Source organism: Harryflintia acetispora, assembly GCA_004340125.1.
Taxonomy (GTDB): Bacteria; Bacillota; Clostridia; order Oscillospirales; family Ruminococcaceae; genus Harryflintia; species Harryflintia acetispora.
Genome location: SLUK01000002.1, coordinates 237,208 through 257,991 on the forward strand (window position 1 = coordinate 237,208; position 20,784 = coordinate 257,991).

Here is a 20,784-nt window from a genome sequence, read left to right on the forward strand (position 1 = left end):
TTTTTTACATACTTCCGACAGCTTTTGATTGTGACAGCGGATAGCTTATGTTACAGTTGGGAATGCATGTATGAAAAAAATCTGGCTTGTCGGGCTGGTGGTGCTCCTGATTGCGGCGGCTTTGCTGCTGATGAGCCCCACTTTTTCTAAGATTTGGCAGGGGAATCCGGAGGAATCGAACGAATCGTCGCAGGAGGCACAGCCTTCCTCAAAAGAGGAGCCTCTGGAGGAAGAGCCGCCCTTGTCATCTTCGGAGGCGGCCGTCACGCCCCAAGAGGAGGACTGGCGTCTGGTGTTGGTCAGCCGGGAGCATCCGCTCAGTGAGGAGTATCCGGTACAGCTGCAGGAAGTGGAGGAAGACTTCCTCTTTGACGAGCGCGCCGCCAAGGATTTGGAGGATATGCTCGGCGCCGCTTGGCAGGATGGAATCGAGCTGCGGCTGATCTCGACCTACCGCTCCTTCGCGCGCAGCGAGGAGCTCTTTACGGGAAAGGTGGAGGCGCTGCTAGAAAGCGGTCTGGAATATGAGGAGGCGGTGCGCGAGGCGCAGCGCTGGATCGCGCCGCCCGGTACCAGCGAGCATAACACCGGCCTCGCGCTGGATGTGGTGGACAACGAATACTACGAGGATTACGGCGGGTACCTCAACACGCCCTTCAGCCGTTATCCCGCCTACCGCTGGCTGATCGAAAATGCGGCGGATTTTGGCTTCATCCTGCGCTATCCCGAGGACAAGGAGGCTGTGACCGGGATCACCTACGAGCCCTGGCACTACCGGTATGTCGGGAGGGAGCACGCAAAGGAGATCATGGAGCGGGGGATTACTTTGGAGGAGTACCTCGGATTTTAGGAAAAAGGGGAGCGCGATATGCAAAAGCTGAGTAAACTGCAACCGGATTCGGTCCTGCGCGCCGCCGCTTCGACGTTGTTGGCGCTGACGTTGGCGCTGGCCTTTTATCTCTGCGGCACAGGGCTCGGGAATTGGTGCTTGCAGCTGCAGAAGAACTACCGGATCGAGCTCTTCAACCGCGCCGTGGAGGACCGGGGCCTGGTGGTCAAGATGATTTCGGACGAAGAGACGCACGCCATCGCCTCGCATTATGTATCCGCGCTGGCGGATGCGGTGATCCGCTTTGAGTTCTTCCCCCGGGAGGACGACGCCTCCACCTTCTTCGAGATCATCTCCATTCTGCCGCCCAAGGTGGAGATCACCCAATTTGAGTTTTCCGGGCGCAACCTGCTGGTTCACTGTACCGCCCAAAAAGAAGAGCAGCTCGTACAGTTCTCCCAGGCGCTGGACAGCGTCAGCCGCTTTCGGGACATTTCGCTGGAGAGCTATCAAAAGACGGACGGCAGCTTTATCGGTACGATCACCTGTATTTCCCGCTGAAAATGGTATCATAAAGCCAAAGGCAGGCCCCGTTAAGTGGTTTCACTTAACAGGGCCTGCCTTTCTTAAGAATTCCATATTGCACAGACGGCCCGTTCGATTTTAGCGAGGTCCCGGTGGATTTCGATCTCCTTGTAGCCGTTTTGCCGGAGCAGGGCGGCGATCCTTTGCGCCTGCGTGCTTCCGGCTTCCAGCAACAGCCGGCCGCCCGGCTTTAGGCATTCCCGGTAGCGGCAGATAATCGCCTCATAAAAGTACATCCCGTCCTGCGGCGCGAGCAAGGCCATCCTGGGCTCGCAGAGCACCTCGGGCTGGAGAAGCGCATACTCCTGCCCGGAGATATAAGGGGGGTTCGAGACGATCATATCGTAGGGATGGGAGGGATGATAGGTAATGACGTCGTCCCCGATCACTCCCACCGGCGCGCCGTGCAGGGCGATGTTCTCCCGAAGCACCTCCAGCGCGTCGGTTGAGAGCTCGAGCGCGTCCACCGCGGCGTCCGGGCGCTCCAGCGCGAGGGTGACGGCGATCGCGCCGCTGCCGCTGCACAAATCGAGGATTTGCGGCGCGGCGCCTGGCGGGAAAAATTGCAGTGAAAGGTCGATGAGCAGCTCGGTATCCGGGCGGGGAATGAGCACTCCCTCCCGGACATGGAAGCGCCGCCCATAGAACTCCCAGAAGCCCAGCAGATACTGCAGCGGCTCGCGCCCGGCGCGCCGGCGCAGCAACACGCGGTAGCGCGCCTGCTGTTCCGGCGAGGGCGGGGGAGCGAGGAACAACTCAGCGGGGGAGTCGACCCCAAGACAATGCAGCAGAAGCTGAGTCGCGTCAAAGCGGGGGGAGTCCACGCCGCTTTGCGCCAAAAGCGCGGAGCCCTCGTCGATCAGCTCTTTAATACTCGGCATCGGCGCGGCTTTCGGGGATGACCGCCTTCATGGCGGCGATCCCCACCTCGATCTGGCTGTCGTCCGGCTCGTTGGTGGTGAAGCGCTGCAGCCAGAGACCGGGCTTTGAAATAATCCGGGTGAAGAGGTTGTCATGCCGGCCGGCAAATTTGATCACCTCATAGGAGATGCCCACCACCACCGGCAGCAGCAGGAGCTTAAGCGCGATGCGCACCGGAAGGCTGTTCCAGGTGATCACCGAGAAGACGATGATCGAGAGGACCAGCACGATGAGGAGAAAGCTGGTGCCGCACCGAGGATGGAAACGGGGATACTTTTTGACGTTCTCCACCGTCAGCTCCTCGCCGTGCTCATAGCAAAAGATCGTTTTATGCTCGGCGCCGTGGTACTGAAAGACCCGTTTGATCTCCTGCATGTGGGAGACCGCCGCGAGGTAGCAGATAAAGATGGCAATCTTGAGCACCCCTTCGAGGATGGTCAGCAGCATGGTGGAGTGAATCACCCCTTTGAGCAGGTAGCTTACACTCGCCGGAAGCACCATGAACAGCCCGACGGCCAGCAGAAGCCCCAGTACCAGCACGACAGCGTTGAAGAGGGTGGAGAACTTGTCCCCGAGCTTCTCCTGCAATCTTTTTTCAAAGGCCGAGGGCTCCTCCTCAAAGCCCGCCAGATCGGCCGAACGCATCAGCGTTTTGTAGCCCACCCGGAGCATGCTGATAAAATTGAAAATACCCCGCACAAAGGGGGTGCGGCGGTACCAGCGTTTCGGTTTGCTATTCTCCCATACCTCGAGCTCGATCTCCCCATCGGACTTACGCACAGCGAGAGAAAACTTGTCGATGCCGGTGGTTGCGGAGTCGTTGCGCATCATGACCCCCTCAATCACGGCCTGCCCGCCGATCGAGGTTCTAAAACAGCTCTTTTCTTCCAAAATTGCACCAAACCTTCCCGAATCTATCGTTTCAGACAAATCCTTATTATATACGATAATTATTTACAGACTATCAACGGTCGGTATCGTAATTGTAACGGTGGTCCCCACCGACTCCTCGCTGTCCAGCTCCAGCGTGCCGCCATGCTGGGCGATGATCTCGTCCGCCACCGCCAGCCCGATCCCGGACCCGCGCCGGGTGGAGTTGGCCTTGTAAAACTTTGATTTCACCTTTGGCAGGTCCTGCTCGCTGATCCCGCAGCCGGTATCCGCCACGGCGATAACCACCTTCCCGGGCGCGCGGCGCACCGTGATGGTGATGGAATCTCCGGCGTTGGAATACTTGATGGCATTGTCGATGATATTGACGAATACCTGGCGCAGACGGTTGCGGTCGCCCTCGACCATGACGATGTAATCCGGTTCGTCGTAGAGCAGGGACATGTTTTCCCGCTTGATCCGCTCGGTGAACATCAGCACCGCATCCGAGAGCTCGGCGATGATGTCGAGCTTGGCCATCACCATCTTGAAGCGTCCGCTCTGGATCCTCGAGAAGTCAAGCAGCTCCTCCACCATCTGAGAGAGGCGCTCGGTTTCGCTGATGATGACGTGCATCCCCTTCTGGGTGAGCCCGGGGTCGGGGGCCATATCGGTGGAAAGGGTCTCCGCCCAGCCCTTGATGGCGGTCAGAGGGGTGCGCAGCTCATGGGAAACCGAGGAAATGAAGTCGTTTTTCATCTTTTCGGACTGGCTGAGCTCCTCGGCCATGTCGTTGATGGCCACGCACAAATCGCCGATTTCGTCGTCATTTTGCTTTTTCAGCCGCACGTTGAAGTCGCCCTGGGCGATCTTGCGGGCGGTTTCGCCCACCTTGCCCACCGGGCGCACGATCGAATTGATGAAGTAGGAGCTGGTGGTGATGACGAAGAGCAGGATTCCCACGCAGATGAGGGTGATGACCGCGATATAAATCACGATCTGCGCGTCCACCAGCTCGAGGGAGACGACGTAGCGCATGGCCGCGATCTCGTCCGAGGCGATACTGGAAAGGACGGTGACCGCCAGCACATTTTCCGAATTGATCACCCCGCGGTAATAGCCGTAGCTGTCGCTGGATTCCATCGCGAGGTTAAAGTCGGGCATGTACAGCTCATCCGAGGGCGCAAAACCGCTCGAGGTGATGATCACCTTGCCCTCCGGGCTGATGGCCATCAGCTCCATGATATTCTTATACTCGAAGTCTTCGACAATGCTGCGCACCTCGGTCGAAAAATCGGAGGAGGAATCGATCGAGGCGTTCTCGAGCAGGGTGGAGATAACGTTCGAGCGTGAATTGATCTCCTGCTGCACACTGTTATAAAAGTAGGTGCGGATCGCAAACGAGGAGACAATCACAATGGCGATCAGGATAAAGAGGATGATGCCGAAGCTGTTGAGCAGCCAGCGTTTGGTAATTCGGTTGACAGCCAAGGCGGTTCACCTCCAAGTCGGATCATACAATGGGGAACGGGGGAAAGGGTCAGGGCAGCCACTTATAGCCCAGCCCCCAGACGGTGACCAGGTGCTTGGGGTCGGAGGGCTGATCCTCAATCTTCATGCGCAGCCGGCGGATGTTGACATCCACAATCTTGATGTCTCCGAAATAGTTCTCGCCCCAGACCTTGTTGAGGATCTCCTGCCGCTCGAGGGCGACCTCGGGGTTCCTGAGGAAAAATTCCATGATCTGGAATTCCACCTGGGTCAGGTCGATGTCCCTGCCGCTCTTCTTGAGGCTGCGGCTCTTGAGGTTCAAGACGAACGGCCCGGAGGAGAGCACCTCGCTGTCCTCCTCGCGGTCCTTGGACATGGTCACCCGGCGGTGGATGGCGTCCACGCGCGCGACCAGCTCGGAGGGGCTGAAGGGCTTGGTGACATAGTCGTCCGCCCCCATCATCAGGCCGCTGACCTTGTCCATCTCCTGACTCTTGGCCGAGAGGAGGATGATCCCGATCGAGCTGCTCTTCTTGCGGATTTCCTTGCAGACCTCGAAGCCGTTGATCCCGGGCATCATGATGTCCAGCAGCGCCACGTCGAAATCGCCGCTGCGCTCCTCGAAAACTTTCAGCGCCTCTTCGCCGTTGGGCACGTCGGTCACCTCATAGCCGGCGCGCTGCAGGTTGATGACCACAAACTCGCGGATGGTATCCTCGTCTTCTACTACCAAAATCTTTTTCATAGCGCTAGCTACCTACCTTTCATAGCAGCGAGAACATCTGCTGCAGCTCTGTTCTGGTGATGGAAAGCTCCCGGTCTCCCGCCAGCGGGAGATACCCGAGGTATTGATAGATGCCCTTCTGGGCCAGGGAAACCGGGTCGGTCTCGAACCGGTCCTGATAGTCGTTCTTGGACACCCGGCTGATCCGCAGCAGCTCGGACGAACGGTCGTTGAGCGTACCCAAAAATTTGATGTAGCGCCACTGGTTGACCTCGGTTTCGGCCACCACACTCACGCTGTCCAGCCATTCGTCAGGGAAGCGCAGCAGGTACCCGGCCTCGACGTTGACGCTGGCCTGTATGACCGGCTCCAAGACTCCGCCGCGCAGGTCGCTGTAGGTGGTCAGGAACATTTGCTCGCTCTCGTCCAGCTCCTCATAGCCGAGCATGGGGGCGCTGGAGGGCACGTCGATAATCCCGTCGCCGTTGACGTCTTGGCTTAAAATCCGCTCATACCGCTGGGTGCGCTCGAAGTTGAGCAGCTCCTCCTCGCTCGCCTCGTCCTCCACCGAGCTGTAAACCTTGGAGATGTCGATGAGCGGGACGAGGGCGTCGTCCTCCACCGCGATGATTTCGGTGGCGTAGTTCGCCCCGTCGAGATAGACGTCCAGGTAAACGGCCTGCCTGCCGTCGGCGAGCCTGCCGCTGAGCACCTGGATCACCTCCCGGATGTCCTGGCTGATGTCGATGCGGTCCACCGAGCGGATGGCATCCTCCCGTCTGGTGACCAGGGAGACGGTGCTGCGCCGCAATGAGATCAGCAGCAGGTCCATCAGGCCGTCGCCGTTATAGTCCTGGACCACCGAGAGGTTGTATTTGTCGTCGAAAACGCCCCGTAGCTCCTGATCCTCATAGGCATAGATCGAAATCAGCTTGTCCTTGGAGTTCTGCGGCTGCCAGCCGATGATGATATTTTTATAATCCTTGGAGACGATGTTCTCAAAGGAGATGTAATCCACCTCTGCGCTGTCCTCGCCCGGCACGTCATAGACCGAGGTCCAGGCGCCCTCCTGATAATCCAGGATGTTGATCCGCGTGCCGGACTCGTCCAGCGAGGGCTGGTAGAAAACGATCGCCTCTTCCACGCCGTCCGAGTCAATGTCATAAAAGACGTAGGCCGAGCGGTAATCGCCCGAAAGGGGATATTTGAGCTTGATCGAATTGGTGCCCAGCGCCGCCTTGAGGGCGGCGTCCACCTCCATCTGCTGCTGTGAGAGCTTGGGCGGCTTCATCAGCTCTTCGATGGTCGGCTGGATGAAGGAGCAGGAGGAGAGCAGAAGTATGAGAAGGGATAGGGCCAAAGCGGTTATACGTCTCATCTGCCTTCTCCTTTCCAGCCTTTTTCAGGCCATAATCATACAGTTTCTATCTTATAACAACAGCCTCCCAATGTCAAATGAAAACCCTGCTCCGCCGTATAATTACAGGTTGAGAAAAGCGCGCACGATCTATACCGTGCGCGCTTTCAGAAAAATCACAAGATAATCTTTATTTTTTCCCTTAAAAATGGTATGATGGTTAACAGCAGTTTATCGCTTGGAAGCCTTGTAGCCGATCTTCTTTTCCGAGTTCTGAATCAGGTTGAGCAGGGAAGAGGAGAAGAGCGGGTATTCCTTGGCGATGTTCTCGGTGGTCATGTAGAGCGGCTCGGTATCCCTGATCGCTTCGAGGCTGTCCACCGTGTCCCCGCTGGCGATGGCCGAGGCCCGCGCCTCGCACATCTGCATCGAGGCGTCTGCAAAGTGGGTGGCCAGGGGCTTGGGGATCGAGAACATGGCCGATTGGTTTTTCGGGTTGGCGGAATGGACCACCCTAAACATCCGGTAAACGGCCAACATCAAAAAGGATGAAACCTCGGTGATGAGCTGCTTGTTCTTTGACTTGTCCAGCAGGTCAAAGAGGATATTGAGGGAGTTGGCGATCAGCTTTTTATTGAGCACCGGCAGGATTCCCGCCTTGGACGAGCCCCAGGTATTCTCCTTTCCGGCGCTGTCCGGCTCGGGGATGTCCTCGACGGTGAGCTGGGTTCCGGTCCGGTCGGGGGAGCGCCCGAGCAGGTAGTCGCAGGACACCTGGTAATAGTCGGCGCAGCGGGAGAGGAAAAGAAGCCCGCACTCCCGTATTCCTTTTTCATAGTGCGAGAGCAGCGCCTGGGAAATCCCCAGATCTGCCGCCGCCTGTTTTTGGGAAATGCCCCGTTCCTTGCGGATCAGAGTCAATACCCTCGGGAAATCGGTGTTCATAGCGAGACGCTACCCCCATCCAACGAAATGCCGCCGCCCGGAGCCCGGGTGTCTTTATGGCGAAAAGAAGCCCTCATTCCCTGAGGGCGGTCTGCCGCTGTAAGAAACAGCCGCAGGCTGTTTCTTACAATCCTGATGGCCGGTCTACGGCCAAGGCCATTTTATTGCTTCACCGTGCTCAGCAATAAAAATTTACTCTGCGTATATCCGATTATATTACAGGGCGGACGGTTTGTAAAGTGCTTCTTTGGGAATCTCAAGAATTTTGGTCGAAATATGTTAATAGATAGGTGATTTTTTGTTAACTTATAAGATACATTTGATCCGTCACGGCCTGACAACGGGAAATGTCGGGGGAAAATACATCGGGCGCACCGATCTTCCACTCTGTGAAGAGGGCATAGAAGAGCTCAAAAAACTCAAAAACAAATATGAGTATCCCTCTGCCCAGATGGTGGTGAGCAGCCCCCTAAAGCGCTGTTTGCAGACGGCGGACATCCTTTATCCCGATCTCTACACCGAGAAATGGGAGGATTTCGTCGAGCTGGACTTTGGCGCGTTTGAGGGGAAGGGGATCGAAGAGCTGCAGCACGACGAGCATTTTTCCAAATGGCTGGAAAGCGGGATGCAAAATCCTCCGCCCGGCGGCGAGAGCGGCCTGGATCTGACCAAGCGGATCAGCGTGGGGATCAGCCGGCTCTTCAAAAAGATGATGGACGAGCAGCTCGGCTCGGTGGCGCTAATCACCCACGGCGGCGTCATTATGAACCTGCTTTACGGCATGGGGCTGCCCAAGTGCGAGATCTCCCAATGGGCGGTGGACAACGGCAAGGGCTACACCATCCTGATGACGCCGCAGTTCTGGATGCGCGACCGCGCCTTTGAGGTCTATGCGCCGCTGCCCTACGGGCTCAGCCAGGACGAGGTGCAGATGGATACGCTGCGTTTTACAAAGCCGGGGGAGAAGGCATGAACGAAAAAAAGGGCCTGATTCATCTTTATATCGGAAGCGGGAAGGGGAAGACCACGGCCGCGGTCGGGCTGTGCGTACGCATGCGCGGCACCGGACGGCAGGTGCTCTTCGCCCAGTTCCTAAAGGGGCAGCCCTCCGCCGAGGTGGAGCCGCTGCGCCGGCTCGGGGTCCAGGTGGAGCGTACCGACCCGGTCAAGAAGTTCATCAAGTCGATGGATGAGGAGGAGTACAGCGAGTGCTGCCGTTCCTGCCGCGCCCTGTTCGAGCGCGCGGAGCGTGCGCTGCAGAGCGGGGAATACGGGCTGGTGGCGCTCGACGAGGTGCTCGACGCGGTGGGGCACGGGATCATCGGCGAGGAGGAGCTCTTGCGGGCGCTGGAAAGCCGTTCCCCCACCACCGAAGCGGTGCTCACCGGCCGGAACCCCGGGCAAAAACTCTGCGAGCTCGCCGACTACATCAGCGACATGCAGGCCGTCAAGCACCCCTATCAAAAAGGGATCACGGCCCGCGCGGGAATCGAATATTAGATTGTTAGAAAATATTCACAGGTTGGTCTCATTTTCATCACCAACCGGCAATGTGAAGATGGCATTATAGTGAAGGATACATAGTAGGAGGAAGAGAAAATGGATATGAAAATCACAGTGCTCAAGGGCGACGGGATCGGGCCGGAAATTGTCGATGAGGCAATCAAGGTCCTCAAGGTGGTCTGCGAATGCGAAAACATCAACCTGACGCTCGACGAGCAGCCCATCGGCGGTGTAGCAATCGACAAGACCGGCGACCCGCTGCCGCAGGAGACCATCGACAGCTGCAAATCTTCGGACGCGGTGCTCCTGGGCGCGGTGGGCGGCCCGAAGTGGGATGCCCTGCCGACCGACAAGCGCCCGGAAAAGGGGCTTCTGCGGATCCGTTCCGAGCTGGGGCTCTTCGCAAACCTGCGCCCGGCGCGCATATTCCCCGAGCTCTGCTCCAATTCTCCCTTAAAGGACAGTATCGTCCAGTCGGGCGTGGACCTGTTGGTGGTGCGCGAGCTCACGGGAGGGATCTACTTCGGCAAGAAGGGCAGCGAGCAGATTAACGGCGAGCAGTCCTCCTATGATGAAATGCGCTACAGCGAGCATGAGATCGAGCGGATCGCCCGCGCGGCCTTCGACGCGGCGGCCAAGCGCCACCGCAAGGTGACCTGTGTGGACAAGGCGAACGTGCTTGAGACCTCGCAGCTCTTCCGTTCGGTGGTCGCCCGGATCGGTGCAAAGGAATATCCGGACATCGAATTGAGTAACCTTTATGTGGACAACGCTTCGATGCAGTTGGTCAACAATCCCGGCCAGTTCGACGTTATCGTCACTGGAAACCTCTTCGGAGACATCCTCTCGGACGAGGCGGCCATGCTGACCGGCTCGATCGGTATGCTGCCCTCCGCGAGCCTGGGCGGCTCGGGCTTCGGGCTCTATGAGCCGATCCACGGCTCGGCGCCGGATATCGCGGGCAAGGGGATCGCAAACCCCTTGGCGACCATTCTGTCGGTGGCCATGATGCTCAAGCACACCTTCCAGATGACCATGCACGCCAAGGTGATCGAGGCGGCGGTCGAGGAATCGCTCAGCGTCCTGCGCACTCCCGACCTGATGCCGGCCGAGGAGGAGCCCGCACACAGCCTGGGCGGTTACATTACCGAGGTGTTCGGCACCCGCACCGGATTGGAAACCGCCACCACCGGGGAGCTGGGTGACTTCGTCGCCAACGAAGTGCGCCGCGCGCTCGAAAAATAAACACGGTACCGTTTTCCGAACAAACATAGGAAGTGATTCACAATGAGTGTCCGTAGCAAGATTAAGTCCAACGCCAAGAAAGCGGTCTCCCAGAATTTTGTCAAGACGCTGACCGTCACAATTATCCTCTTTTGCATTGTGCTGCTCTACATCGTCCTCGTGATGATGGCCAACACGGTAATCGAGCTGCTCTCCTCCACGCTGGCGCTGCCGGGTATTCTGCGGGGTTGGGGCTACGTCTCCTCGCCCGCGGTGGTGGGCGCTTCGCTGCTGCTTCAGCTGATCCTCTTTTCCCCCCTGATGGTCGGCGCGGCCCGCTGGTTCTATCGGCTGATGGGGCAGGAGGGGAGCGACGTGTTCGACCTGTTCGAGTTCTTCTCCAGCTTCCGGCAGTATTTTGGTTCCTTCTGGCTGGAGCTCAATCTTACGCTCCGCTCCTTTCTTTATACCTTCCTCTTTACGCTGGTCCCCGTCGTGATCGTGGGGTTGGGGTCCTTCCTGGTCACCGGGGAATTTGGGGAAGCCATGGGCGGTCCGGCCGCTACCCTGGTGGGATCGATGCTCCTGATCGCCGGGGTGGTACTCCTGATCGTCAGCGCGATCTTTTCCTGGATTTTCCTCAAGCGCTATTTCCTGGCGCGGTATCTTTACAGCGGTGGGGAGTGTACGGCACGGCAGGCCATTAAACAATCTGTATATTTTATGCGGGGACGCAAGACCGAGCTGTTCTTCTTCGATCTGACCTTTTTGGGATGGTTTCTCGCCTGTGTGTTGATCGTGCCGTTCTTTTATGTCGCGCCCTATTATATGAGCTCCTGCGCGCTCTACGCGCGGTATTTGATCGAGTATGGACACCGTTACCAGCAGACGGCGCCGCAGCCGCAGCCGACCAAGGAGTTCGACTGCGCCCCGGACGAAGCGGCGGGGGATCCGGAAGAGCCGCAGTCCGGTGAAGCGCAGCCGCAATAGGAAATACAAAAAAAGAGGACCGCGGGGATTCCCCGCGGTCCTCTTTAAATATCCATTATTTCTCTTCGAGATACCGGGCCAGCCAGATGGAGGCGATATTGAGCGCGTTATAGAGTCCGTTTTTTTCGGTCTTTTTGACGATCCGCTCCTTCGGGCCGTGGTTGGGGTTGGTGGAGAGGAGCTGCACCGAAACGCTGCCCGCCATCTGCACGCCGTCCAATTCGGTGGTGGAGAGGACTTGGAGCAGCGCCACGTACCGGTCCGCCATGCTGCCATAGTAGATGGTGTTCCCGCAGCGCACCAGCGGCTTGCCCTTATACGTCATCATCTGCGATTTCTCTTTGGTTTGTGCCATTGATACCGACCTCCTGTTATTCCAAACGATCCGTGATTGCGGATAGGTGTATGCCTAAGTTATTATTATATCATAGTATGGGAAATATTACAACCACTTATCCGGTCCAAAAGAAGGGCTCTCCGTTCAGGAGAGCCCTTCTGCCTGTTAATCGTCGAGATAGGATTTGACCAGGAGCTGCAGCAGCTCGTCCCGGTCGATCCGCCGGATCAGGCTGCGCGCATTATTATAGGTCGTGATATAGGTCGGATCCTCGGAGAGGATGTATCCCACGATCTGGTTGATCGGATTGTATCCCTTTTGCCGCAGGGCATCGTATACGGTGGTCAGGATTTCCTTGACCTGTTTTTCCTTGTCCTCATGGATGGAAAACGATATGGTTGGCTCATGCATGACCATCACCTCACAGTGTTAGGATACATCAAATCAGCATTTTTTTCAAGTAAACGTTCTGTGAACAAGCCCTGGGAGCTTATGCGCGTAAAGTGACGCCCAGCTGGGAGAGCGCCTTGAGGGTGCGCTTGACGGCGGCGTCGGCTTCCTCGTCGGTGAGGGTGCGGTCCTGCGCGCGCATTGAAATGGAGTAGGCCACGCTCTTCTTGCCCTTTTCGATCTGGGCGCCCTGGTAGACGTCGAAGAGCTTCACACTCTCCAAAACGCCTCCGACCGAGGCGCGGATCGTCTTTTCCAGCGTCGCCACCGGCATGCCCTCGTCACAGATCAGCGCGAGGTCGCGGCTGGAGGCGGGGAACTTGGGCAGCGGCACGAAGGTTTTTTCGTGGTCGCGGTTTTCGTACAGCAGGTCCACGTCCAGCTTGGCCGCATAGACCCGGGTGCCGATCTCATAGTTGAGGCAGACGCGGGGATGCACCTCGCCGATCACGCCGCAGACCTGCCCGCCGACCAGGATTTCGGCGCAGCGCCCGGGATGGAAGGAGGGATCGTCCTCCTTCTGGACGAAATCGTAATCCTTGACGTCCAGCGCCTCCAGCAGTGTTTCGACGGCGCCCTTGATGGCGAAGAAGTCGTAGCCGTCCTGGTAGCACCCCAGGGTGATCTGCTTCTTTTCGACCGGAAGCTGATCGTCGCCGGTGGGGGTGTACTCGGTGCCGATCTCGAAGAGGAGCGCGGACTGGTTGCGATTGTTGTAGTTGCGCGAGAGGGTCTCGAGCATCGAGGGCAGGGTGGTGGTGCGCATGACACTGGTGTCCTCGCCCAGGGGGTTGAGGATCTTCAAAGAATCGCGCTCTTTGCACTGTGCCGGCAGGCAGATCTTGTCGTAATACTTCGGGCTGATGAAGGAATAGGTGATGATTTCGCTGAGCCCCTGGGCGAGCAGGGTGCGGGAGACGACGCCCTCAAACTTCTGACGCTCGGTGAGGTGGCCCTGCGCGCTGCCGCGCAGCGTGGTGGTCGGAATATTATTATACCCATAAAAGCGCGCGATTTCCTCGGCCACGTCCGCTTTGGTCTCGATGTCGGCCCGGAAGGAGGGGACGGTGATGACACCGTTTTCCACCTTGAAGTCGATGGCGCGCAGGATGTTTTCCATCTCGCCGGTGGGAATCTCGATTCCGAGGAACTCGTTGATCCACTCGGGGGTCAGCGGCAGAGTGCGCGGCGTGTGGTCGGCGTTGTCCACGTCGATCATTCCCCCGACGACCTCTCCGGCGCCCAGCAGCTCGACCAGCTCGCAGGCGCGCTGTACGGCCGGGATACAGGTCTCGGGGTCGAGCCCCTTCTCGAACCGGGAGGAGCTTTCGGTGCGCAGCCCCAGCTTTTTGGAGGTGGTGCGGATCGAGCTGCCCTTGAAGCAGGCGGACTCGAAGACGATCATCTCGGTGTCGTCTGCGATCCCGCTGTACTCGCCGCCCATCACGCCGGCGACGGCCGAGGGCTTTTCGCTGTCGGCGATGACCAGCATCTGCTCGTCCAGCTTGCGTTCGATCCCGTCCAGGGTGGTCAGCGTCTCGCCGGGGCGGGCGTTACGCGCGATGATCTTGCCGTCCTTGACGTACTTGTAATCGAAGGCATGCATCGGCTGGCCGTATTCGAGCATGACGTAGTTGGTGATGTCCACGATGTTGTTGATCGGACGCACGCCGCTTGCGCGCAGCCGCTCGCGCATCCAGCGCGGGGAGGGCCCGATCTTGACATTCTTGACCATGCGCGCCACGTAGCGGGGGCAGAGCTCCGGGCTTTGCACTTCGACGCTGAGAAGGTTTTTGATGTCGTCCGTTTCCTTCTGCACCTTCGGCTGCGGGGCCACGAAGGGCACCTTGTAGGTCGCGGCGGCCTCTCTGGCAAGTCCCAGCACCGACAGGCAGTCCGGACGGTTGGAGGTGATCTCGAACTCGACGCAGGTGTCGTCGAGGCCGATCACCGGACGGATGTCGTCCCCCGGCTTGCCCTCGCAGTCCTCGCCCAGCAGGAAAATACCCTCTTCCGTGCCGTAGGGGAAGTCGTGCAGGGTCAGCGCCAGCTCGGGCAGCGAGCACATCATGCCGTTGGAGAGCTCGCCGCGTAGCTTGCCCTTGCGGATTTTGACACCGTGGGGCAGGGTGGAGCCGTCGAGCGCGACCGGCACCAGGGCGCCGGGCACGACGTTGTCGGCGCCCGTCACGATCTGGATGGGCTGCTCCTGGGCCACGTCGAGCATACAGACCACCAGCGAATCGGCGTTCGGATGTTTTTCGACCGAGAGGACCTTGCCCACGACGACCCTGGAAATCTCGCTGCCTTCGACGGTATATCCCTCGACCTTGGAACCGGACATGGTCATCGCTTCGCAGAAATCGTGGATCGGCGCGTCTATTTTCACATAATCGGAAAGCCACTTCATTGATAAATTCATGTTCGTTCTTCCTTTCCTTATCCCTTTAGACTAGAACTGCCCGAGGAACCGCACGTCGTTTTCATAGAACAGGCGCAGGTCCTTGATGTTGTAACGGCGCATCACGATCCGCTCGAGTCCCATCCCGAAGGCGAAGCCGCTGTACTCGTCCGGGTCGATCCCGACGTTTTGCAGCACCTTCGGATGGACCATGCCGCAGCCGAGGATTTCGATCCAGCCCTCGCCCTTGCACAGGCTGCACCCCTTGCCCTGGCACTCGAAGCACATGATGTCCATCTCGGCGGAGGGCTCGGTGAACGGGAAGTGGTGGGGCCGAAAGCGCACCACCGTCTCAGGGCCGTAAAGCTCCTTGACGAAGATTTCTAAGGTCCCCTTGAGGTCGGCCATGGTGACCCCCTTGTCCACCACCAGGCCCTCGATCTGGTGGAAGATGGGGGAGTGGGTGGCGTCCACCGCGTCCGAGCGGAAGACCCGGCCGGGCACGATCACCCGCACGGGGGGCTTTTGCCGCTCCATCACCCGGATCTGCACCGGGGAGGTCTGGGTGCGCAGCAGGATATTGTCAGAAATATAGAAGGTGTCCTGGGTGTCCCGCGCCGGGTGGTCCTTCGGGAGGTTGAGCGCCTCGAAGTTGTAGTAGTCGGTCTCCACCTCGGGGCCCTCGGTGATCGAGAAGCCCATTCCGAGGAAGATGTCCTTCACCTCGTCGAGCACCTGGTTGATGGGGTGCTGCTTGCCCAGCGGATGGCGGGTGCTGGGCAGGGTGACGTCCAGGCGCTCCTCGCGCAGACGGCGCTCCAGCTCCTGTTCCTTAAGCTGGGAGATGCGGGAGGTGATCTCGGTTTCGATCTTGGCGCGGATTTCGTTGGCCAGCTGGCCGATCACCGGCCGCTCCTCGGCCGAGAGGGAGCCCATCTGTTTCAGGATGTTGGTCAGCTCCCCCTTTTTCCCGAGAAAGCGCACCCGGATCTCGTCGATCTCCTTGAGGCTCTGCGAGCTTTCCAGCGCCTCGTGTGCAAGGTTGCGGATGTTTTCAATTGCCTGTTTCATGAGGACAATTCTTCCTTTCTGTGTTTCATTTAGCCGGATATTTAAGATTGGGAATATACGAAAAAACGGCCCTTCATCCCTTATAGAGGGACGAAAGACCGCATATAAGCGTCTTCCGCGGTACCACCCGCTTTTTTGCCCGGAGGGGCAAACACTTTGCCGGGAGCCGACACTCCCGCCGTCCTGTAACGGGGCGAACCGTCGCGGCCTACTGAAACCATTGTCCGTTGAGCCGCGCCACTCGTGGGTGAACTTCGAGACAGATCCCCCTGGGCGGCTTTCAGCACTGCCGCGCCTCTCTGAAAAGGGGAGGGGTGTCCTACTCTCCCAGTCAACGTGTTTATCGCTGTTGGACAATATTTTAGCACAAAATTTGGGCGGGTGCAAGAAGAAAAGTAATTGAACGGGCTCTTTTTCTATGTTATACTAAACCTTAACAGACAAGTGGAGGTTATTTGCTATGTCCGATACATTTATGGAGTATTTAATCAAAAAACGTTCTACCCCGCGGGACCTTCTGCTGAAAGTTTTGATTATCCTGACCGGGATCGCACTGGTGTTCGCGCTCTTCTTCCTCTCGCCCCTACTCGGCTTCTTCTCGATGTTCGGGTACCTGGCCATCGCAGGAGCGGTCTATGGGATGTGGTATCTCGTCACCGCGATGAACGTGGAGTTCGAGTATGTGCTGACCAACGGCGACATCGATGTGGACAAGATCATCGCCCAGCGCAAGCGCAAGCGCCTGGTCTCTGTCAAATGCTCCTCCTTCGAGGAGCTGGGCAAGTATAAGGCGGCCGAGCACCAGAACAAGACCTATCAGACCAAGCTGATGGTTTGCAGCAATCCCGAAGACCCCGAAGTATGGTACGCGGTCTTCAACCACGCCAAGCTCGGGCGTACCCTGCTGGTCTTCAATGCGAGCGAGGCCATGCTCGAAAACATGAAGAAGTACCTTCCCCGCCAGCTTGCCTTCGAGGTCTTTGTCAAGAGGACGGCGCAATGATCGCGGTCGGCACCGACATTTTAGAGATCGAAAGGATGGAAAAATCCTTAAAGAACCCTCGTTTTTTAACGAGGGTCTTTTCTCATGCGGAAATCGAGTGGCTCAGGGAAAAGAATTTCCGGGCCCAGTCCGCCGCCGGGAATTACTGTGCCAAGGAGGCCTTCTCCAAGGCCCTGGGCACCGGGGTGCGGGGCTTCTCTCTCAGCGAGGTCTCGGTGCTGCGGGACGAATGTGGGAAGCCTTACCTGCTGCTGGAGGGAAGAGCCAGGGAAAAAGCGGCCGGGCGCTCTTTTTCGGTAAGTATCAGCCATTGCCGGCGGTATGCCACCGCCGTGGTGGTGATGGAGGAGGATCGAAATGCGCACGCTGCTGGATGAAAAAACCGTTTTTTCGCATATTCCGCCGAAAGCGGACGACCTGCACAAGGGGAGCGCCGGGAAGCTCTATCTCGTCGCCGGGAGCCGCAGCTTCCGCGGCGCGGCGGTACTGGCGACTATGGGTGCGCTGCGCAGCGGCTGCGGCTATGTCTCCCTCGCCTCCACGCCCGAGGTGTGCGACAACATATCCCACCACCTGATCACCCCGACCCTGAGCGTACTGCCCGAAAACGCCGAGGGGCGCATCTCCCGCTCGGCGGCGCAGACCGTCCTGCGCGAGGCCGCCGGATACGGCGCGATGGTGCTCGGCTGCGGATTGGGGCTGGACGCGGACACCGAAGCCCTGGTGCGCGGGGTGCTTCTGCATTTTGAGGGCCCGTTGGTGCTGGACGCCGATGGCATAAACGCACTGGCGCGCGGCATAGATATACTACGGGAAGCGCCGACAAAGGTGATTTTGACCCCGCACGAGGGCGAGATGGCCCGGCTGTGCCGCAGTACGATCGAGGCGGTCCACCGGGACCGCGAAGGGGCCGCGCGCACGCTGGCAAAGGATTACGGCGTCTGGGTGGTGCTCAAAGGCCCGCACACCCTGATCGCCTCGCCCGACGGGCAGCTGCTGGAAAACACCAGCGGGAACAGCGGCCTTGCCAAGGGCGGCAGCGGCGACATCCTCAGCGGGATGATCGGTTCCCTGCTCGCTCAGGGGCTCGATCCGCTCTGGGCCGCGGCTTGCGGGGTCTATCTGCATGGGGCCGCGGCGGACCTGACTGCCCGCCGGATGTCCCGCTACTGTATGCAGCCGCCCGACCTGCTGGACGATCTTCCCGAAATTTTCATCAGAAACGGCCGCTGAGGGCCTGTTCTGTGAGGGGAGTACTCTATGCGCAAACTGAAAACGAGGGGACTGATTCTGCTGGGCGCTCTGGCCATACTCTTTGCGGGGTGCGCGCAAAGGGGCGCTTTGGAAAAGAGCGGGACTGTCGGGCTGCCCGAGCAGATGGAGTGTGCACTGCAGCTGCATTATTCCGGACTGGAGCTAAAGGGGAGGATGACCCGCACGCTGGACGGGGAGCTGGCCCTCACGCTGGAACAGCCGGGGAACCTGTCGGGCCTGACGCTGGAGACCGCGCCGGAGGAGTACCGCACCGAATATGAAGGGATCCGCTTTGCGGTAGACCGCCAGGTGCTGCCGAAGACCTCGGTGCCGGGGCTGCTGAAATTTGCCCTGGACACCGCCAACGGCCTCTCGTTTAAAATCCCCTCCGGGAAGGCCCCCTATCAAATCGACCTGCAGACCGACTATGGCAAGATGGAATTGGTGGTCGACCGGGACGGTCAGGGAAAATTTTTACCCATCCAAATAACCATCGATAATCTGGAGTTTCAGGCGGTGTTTGACAGCGCCCCCACTACATAAAGAAGCAAAGCGCCCGGCCGAGAGCTGTCCTCGGCCGGGCGCTTTGCTGTCAAATCCGCTTTGCCGGTAATATGATGAAAGTGGGAGGGCAGGCGCTGCGCCCTTCCGGGCGGTCAATCAATTTGACCGGCTTGAATAATCTTTTTGATTTGCGACCATGCTATAGATAGTTCAAAATAACACGAAAGGCGGAGCGTGATAGACGTGACTGTCAAAAGAGGAGAAATCTACTATGCGGACCTCAGCCCGGTAGTGGGTTCCGAACAGGGTGGCGTCAGGCCTGTATTGATAGTTCAAAACGACGTTGGTAATAAATTCAGCCCCACCGTGATTGCGGCGGCCATCACTTCCCAGAAGGAGAAGTCCAAGCTGCCGACCCACATCGAGCTCAATTCGCCGGACTGCGGCCTCTCCCGGGATTCCGTTGTCCTGCTCGAACAGGTGAGGACGATCGACAAAAGAAGGCTCAAAGAAAAAATGGGCAGGCTGGACGACGGCTCGATGACCAAGGTGAACCAAGCGTTGGGCGTCAGCTTCGGGCTCAATTTTTCGGGCGACGGGCACTAATATTACATAGGGAATATCGGTGCCCCCGGGCGTCCGGTGTGATGGGAATCCCCGTCACACCGGACGCCCCTTTTGTTTGTGCGGGGTTCTAAGCGCCAAGCGGTGCATCATAAAATAACAGGAGGGCAGCATTGGAATGACAAAAAGATTGACCTGGCGGGCGCTATGGTGTAAAATTATGCTGTATTTTTATGCGGATTTGACAGGACATCACGCGAAAAAAGACAAGCCGTATCAGATATTGTAATTGTAAATTGTAATCGGAGGTAACCCATGCGCAGACTTCTCACCACTCTTCTTTCGGCCGGGCTGATCCTGGCCATGACATCTTGTGCGACGAAGCCCGCTGACGAGACGCCTTATCAGACGGCCAGCGAAACCGTTACCATAGTCAGCCCGGCGCTGGCCGAGACCGAATATCCGGCGGAAAACCCGCCGGCGGACGAGGACCCCGGCCTCGGAGACGAGAGCAGGGAGGAATCCTCCGGCTCGCAGCAGGCCGATGAGGACGGGGAAGAAGAGGAGAGCGGTGTGACCGAGACGGCCGCCACTCAGACAAAACCCGCTGTGCAGAGCCCGGACGAGGTGCGCGCCGTCTGGTTCTCCTATCTCGAATTTGAAACCATGCTGAAGGGCCTCGGTGAAGAGCAGTTCCGCCAGAATATCTCCGGCGCCTTCGGCGAGGTTGCGGACGCCGGCTTCAACACCGTCTTTGTGCAGGTGCGCCCGAACGGCGATGCGCTCTATGATTCCGACTATTTCCCCTGGTCCTATGTCGCCAGCGGCGCCGAAGGGCAGGACCCCGGCTTCGATCCGCTGCAGGTGATGATCGAGGAGGCCCACGCGCGCGCGCTTCGCATCGAAGCCTGGATCAACCCCTACCGGGTGCGCGCGAGCGGCAACGACAAGCCGCTGAGCTCGGAGAACCAGGCGCAGAAGTGGCAAAGCGAGGGCAGCGACGACGTCGTGTCCTTCTCGGGCGGCCTCTATTACAATCCCGCGAGTGAGAAGGCGCGTGAGCTGATCGTAAACGGGGTGCGGGAAATCCTGCTCAATTATGAAGTGGAGGGTATCCACTTCGACGACTATTTCTATCCCACCACCGAGGCGGCTTTCGACCAGGATTCCTATGACCGCTACAAGGCAGAAGGAGGGGAGCTCTCGCTGAGCAACTGGCGGCGGGAGAACGTCAATACGCTGGTGCAGCAGGTCTACCGGGCGGTCAAGGAAACGAAGAGCAGCGCCGTTTTTGGCATATCGCCCCAGGGCAACAACGAGAACAATTACAACAAGCAGTTTATCGACGTGGCCAAGTGGCTGGCCAACGAGGGCTATGTGGACTATATCTGCCCGCAGGTCTACTTTGGCTTTGAAAACGAATCCGCCCCCTTCCAGCGTACGGTGGAAGAGTGGGACCGGATGGTGAAATCCGATTCCGTCAAGCTGTATATCGGGATCGCCCCGTATAAGCTGGGGCTCCAGGACCAGTGGGCGGGCAGCGGCTCGAACGAATGGATCGGCACTCGTGATCTGCTGTGCAAGATGGTAGAAGCCAGCCGGGAACAGGAGAGCTACGGGGGTTTCGCCATGTACCGCTACGCCTCCCTGTTCGCCCCGGATGCGGCGGTGAGCGGGCAGGTGGCGCAGGAGCTTTCCAATTTGAAGGCGCTCATGCAGTAAGGTTCTTTGACCGAATCAAATGCAGGAAAGGGTGAGAGA

Annotated in this window: 22 protein-coding genes and 1 other annotated feature; of the genes, 12 read left to right on the forward strand and 10 right to left on the reverse strand. The window is 58.6% G+C overall.

The window, feature by feature from the left end:
• Window positions 1–70 precede the first annotated feature (70 nt).
• Both EDD78_RS03750 and EDD78_RS03755 read left to right on the forward strand, forming a co-directional pair.
• Window positions 71–850 carry a M15 family metallopeptidase gene (locus EDD78_RS03750; RefSeq protein WP_132084014.1) on the forward strand — a complete coding sequence of 260 codons (780 nt, stop codon included), beginning with the start codon at window positions 71–73 and terminating at the stop codon, window positions 848–850.
• Window positions 851–868: 18 nt separating this feature from the next.
• The gene (locus EDD78_RS03755; RefSeq protein WP_079699337.1) at window positions 869–1,390 is read left to right on the forward strand and encodes a PilN domain-containing protein; all 522 of its coding nucleotides are present in this window, start codon (window positions 869–871) and stop codon (window positions 1,388–1,390) included.
• A gap of 65 nt (window positions 1,391–1,455) precedes the next feature.
• On the opposite strand, the gene prmC is transcribed toward EDD78_RS03755, so the two are convergent.
• From prmC to EDD78_RS03785, 6 genes are all read right to left on the reverse strand, one after another.
• On the reverse strand, window positions 1,456–2,295 hold the full coding sequence (gene prmC / locus EDD78_RS03760; protein ID WP_132084016.1) for a peptide chain release factor N(5)-glutamine methyltransferase: 840 nt from the start codon (window positions 2,293–2,295) through the stop codon (window positions 1,456–1,458).
• The gene (locus EDD78_RS03765) at window positions 2,282–3,226 is read right to left on the reverse strand and encodes a DUF1385 domain-containing protein (protein WP_341455992.1); all 945 of its coding nucleotides are present in this window, start codon (window positions 3,224–3,226) and stop codon (window positions 2,282–2,284) included. Before EDD78_RS03765 ends, prmC begins: the two co-directional genes overlap by 14 nt.
• Window positions 3,227–3,289: 63 nt before the next feature.
• Window positions 3,290–4,696 (reverse strand): sensor histidine kinase, encoded by a 1,407-nt coding sequence (locus EDD78_RS03770; protein WP_132084017.1) that lies wholly within the window; start codon window positions 4,694–4,696, stop codon window positions 3,290–3,292.
• 49 nt (window positions 4,697–4,745) lie between these two features.
• A complete protein-coding gene (locus EDD78_RS03775) occupies window positions 4,746–5,441 on the reverse strand; it encodes a response regulator transcription factor (RefSeq protein WP_079699334.1) in 696 nt (231 codons plus the stop codon).
• Between the two features lie 19 nt (window positions 5,442–5,460).
• Window positions 5,461–6,798: a hypothetical protein gene (locus EDD78_RS03780; protein WP_132084019.1), complete on the reverse strand. Its 1,338-nt coding sequence runs from the start codon at window positions 6,796–6,798 to the stop codon at window positions 5,461–5,463.
• A gap of 210 nt (window positions 6,799–7,008) precedes the next feature.
• Window positions 7,009–7,722, reverse strand: a complete 714-nt coding sequence (locus tag EDD78_RS03785; protein WP_079699332.1) for a helix-turn-helix domain-containing protein — start codon at window positions 7,720–7,722, stop codon at window positions 7,009–7,011.
• Window positions 7,723–8,041: 319 nt separating this feature from the next.
• On the opposite strand from EDD78_RS03785, the gene EDD78_RS03790 reads away from it, so the two are divergent.
• The 4 genes from EDD78_RS03790 (at window position 8,042) to EDD78_RS03805 (ending at window position 11,439) form a co-directional block, all read left to right on the forward strand.
• Window positions 8,042–8,695, forward strand: a complete 654-nt coding sequence (locus EDD78_RS03790; RefSeq protein ID WP_286170708.1) for a histidine phosphatase family protein — start codon at window positions 8,042–8,044, stop codon at window positions 8,693–8,695.
• Complete coding sequence (locus EDD78_RS03795) at window positions 8,692–9,222, forward strand: cob(I)yrinic acid a,c-diamide adenosyltransferase (RefSeq protein WP_207668648.1); 531 nt, start codon at window positions 8,692–8,694, stop codon at window positions 9,220–9,222. Before EDD78_RS03790 ends, EDD78_RS03795 begins: the two co-directional genes overlap by 4 nt.
• A 99-nt stretch (window positions 9,223–9,321) precedes the next feature.
• Window positions 9,322–10,470, forward strand: a complete 1,149-nt coding sequence (gene leuB / locus EDD78_RS03800; RefSeq protein ID WP_132084021.1) for a 3-isopropylmalate dehydrogenase — start codon at window positions 9,322–9,324, stop codon at window positions 10,468–10,470.
• A gap of 42 nt (window positions 10,471–10,512) precedes the next feature.
• Window positions 10,513–11,439 (forward strand): DUF975 family protein, encoded by a 927-nt coding sequence (locus EDD78_RS03805; protein WP_132084022.1) that lies wholly within the window; start codon window positions 10,513–10,515, stop codon window positions 11,437–11,439.
• 55 nt (window positions 11,440–11,494) lie between these two features.
• Here the strand turns inward: EDD78_RS03805 and EDD78_RS03810 are convergent, their stop codons facing one another.
• From EDD78_RS03810 to pheS, 4 genes are all read right to left on the reverse strand, one after another.
• The gene (locus EDD78_RS03810) at window positions 11,495–11,794 is read right to left on the reverse strand and encodes a hypothetical protein (RefSeq protein WP_079699328.1); all 300 of its coding nucleotides are present in this window, start codon (window positions 11,792–11,794) and stop codon (window positions 11,495–11,497) included.
• A gap of 147 nt (window positions 11,795–11,941) precedes the next feature.
• On the reverse strand, window positions 11,942–12,187 hold the full coding sequence (locus tag EDD78_RS03815; protein ID WP_079699327.1) for an IreB family regulatory phosphoprotein: 246 nt from the start codon (window positions 12,185–12,187) through the stop codon (window positions 11,942–11,944).
• Between the two features lie 79 nt (window positions 12,188–12,266).
• Window positions 12,267–14,648, reverse strand: a complete 2,382-nt coding sequence (pheT, locus tag EDD78_RS03820) for a phenylalanine--tRNA ligase subunit beta (protein WP_079699326.1) — start codon at window positions 14,646–14,648, stop codon at window positions 12,267–12,269.
• Between the two features lie 30 nt (window positions 14,649–14,678).
• On the reverse strand, window positions 14,679–15,698 hold the full coding sequence (gene pheS, locus EDD78_RS03825; RefSeq protein WP_132084023.1) for a phenylalanine--tRNA ligase subunit alpha: 1,020 nt from the start codon (window positions 15,696–15,698) through the stop codon (window positions 14,679–14,681).
• Window positions 15,699–15,781: 83 nt separating this feature from the next.
• Window positions 15,782–16,042 (reverse strand) — a binding site (T-box leader).
• A gap of 116 nt (window positions 16,043–16,158) precedes the next feature.
• On the opposite strand from pheS, the gene EDD78_RS03830 reads away from it, so the two are divergent.
• From EDD78_RS03830 to EDD78_RS03855, 6 genes are all read left to right on the forward strand, one after another.
• A complete protein-coding gene (locus EDD78_RS03830) occupies window positions 16,159–16,701 on the forward strand; it encodes a DUF6106 family protein (protein ID WP_079699324.1) in 543 nt (180 codons plus the stop codon).
• Window positions 16,698–17,078 carry a holo-ACP synthase gene (acpS, locus tag EDD78_RS03835; RefSeq protein ID WP_132084025.1) on the forward strand — a complete coding sequence of 127 codons (381 nt, stop codon included), beginning with the start codon at window positions 16,698–16,700 and terminating at the stop codon, window positions 17,076–17,078. The genes EDD78_RS03830 and acpS overlap by 4 nt, the downstream gene beginning before the upstream one ends.
• Entirely contained in the window at window positions 17,059–17,934 is an 876-nt protein-coding gene (locus tag EDD78_RS03840; RefSeq protein WP_132084027.1) for an NAD(P)H-hydrate dehydratase, read from the forward strand. The genes acpS and EDD78_RS03840 overlap by 20 nt, the downstream gene beginning before the upstream one ends.
• A gap of 27 nt (window positions 17,935–17,961) precedes the next feature.
• Window positions 17,962–18,498 (forward strand): hypothetical protein, encoded by a 537-nt coding sequence (locus EDD78_RS03845; protein ID WP_132084028.1) that lies wholly within the window; start codon window positions 17,962–17,964, stop codon window positions 18,496–18,498.
• Window positions 18,499–18,702: 204 nt separating this feature from the next.
• The gene (locus EDD78_RS03850) at window positions 18,703–19,065 is read left to right on the forward strand and encodes a type II toxin-antitoxin system PemK/MazF family toxin (RefSeq protein ID WP_079700438.1); all 363 of its coding nucleotides are present in this window, start codon (window positions 18,703–18,705) and stop codon (window positions 19,063–19,065) included.
• Between the two features lie 273 nt (window positions 19,066–19,338).
• Window positions 19,339–20,745: a glycoside hydrolase family 10-like protein gene (locus tag EDD78_RS03855; RefSeq protein WP_132084030.1), complete on the forward strand. Its 1,407-nt coding sequence runs from the start codon at window positions 19,339–19,341 to the stop codon at window positions 20,743–20,745.
• Window positions 20,746–20,784: the final 39 nt, after the last annotated feature.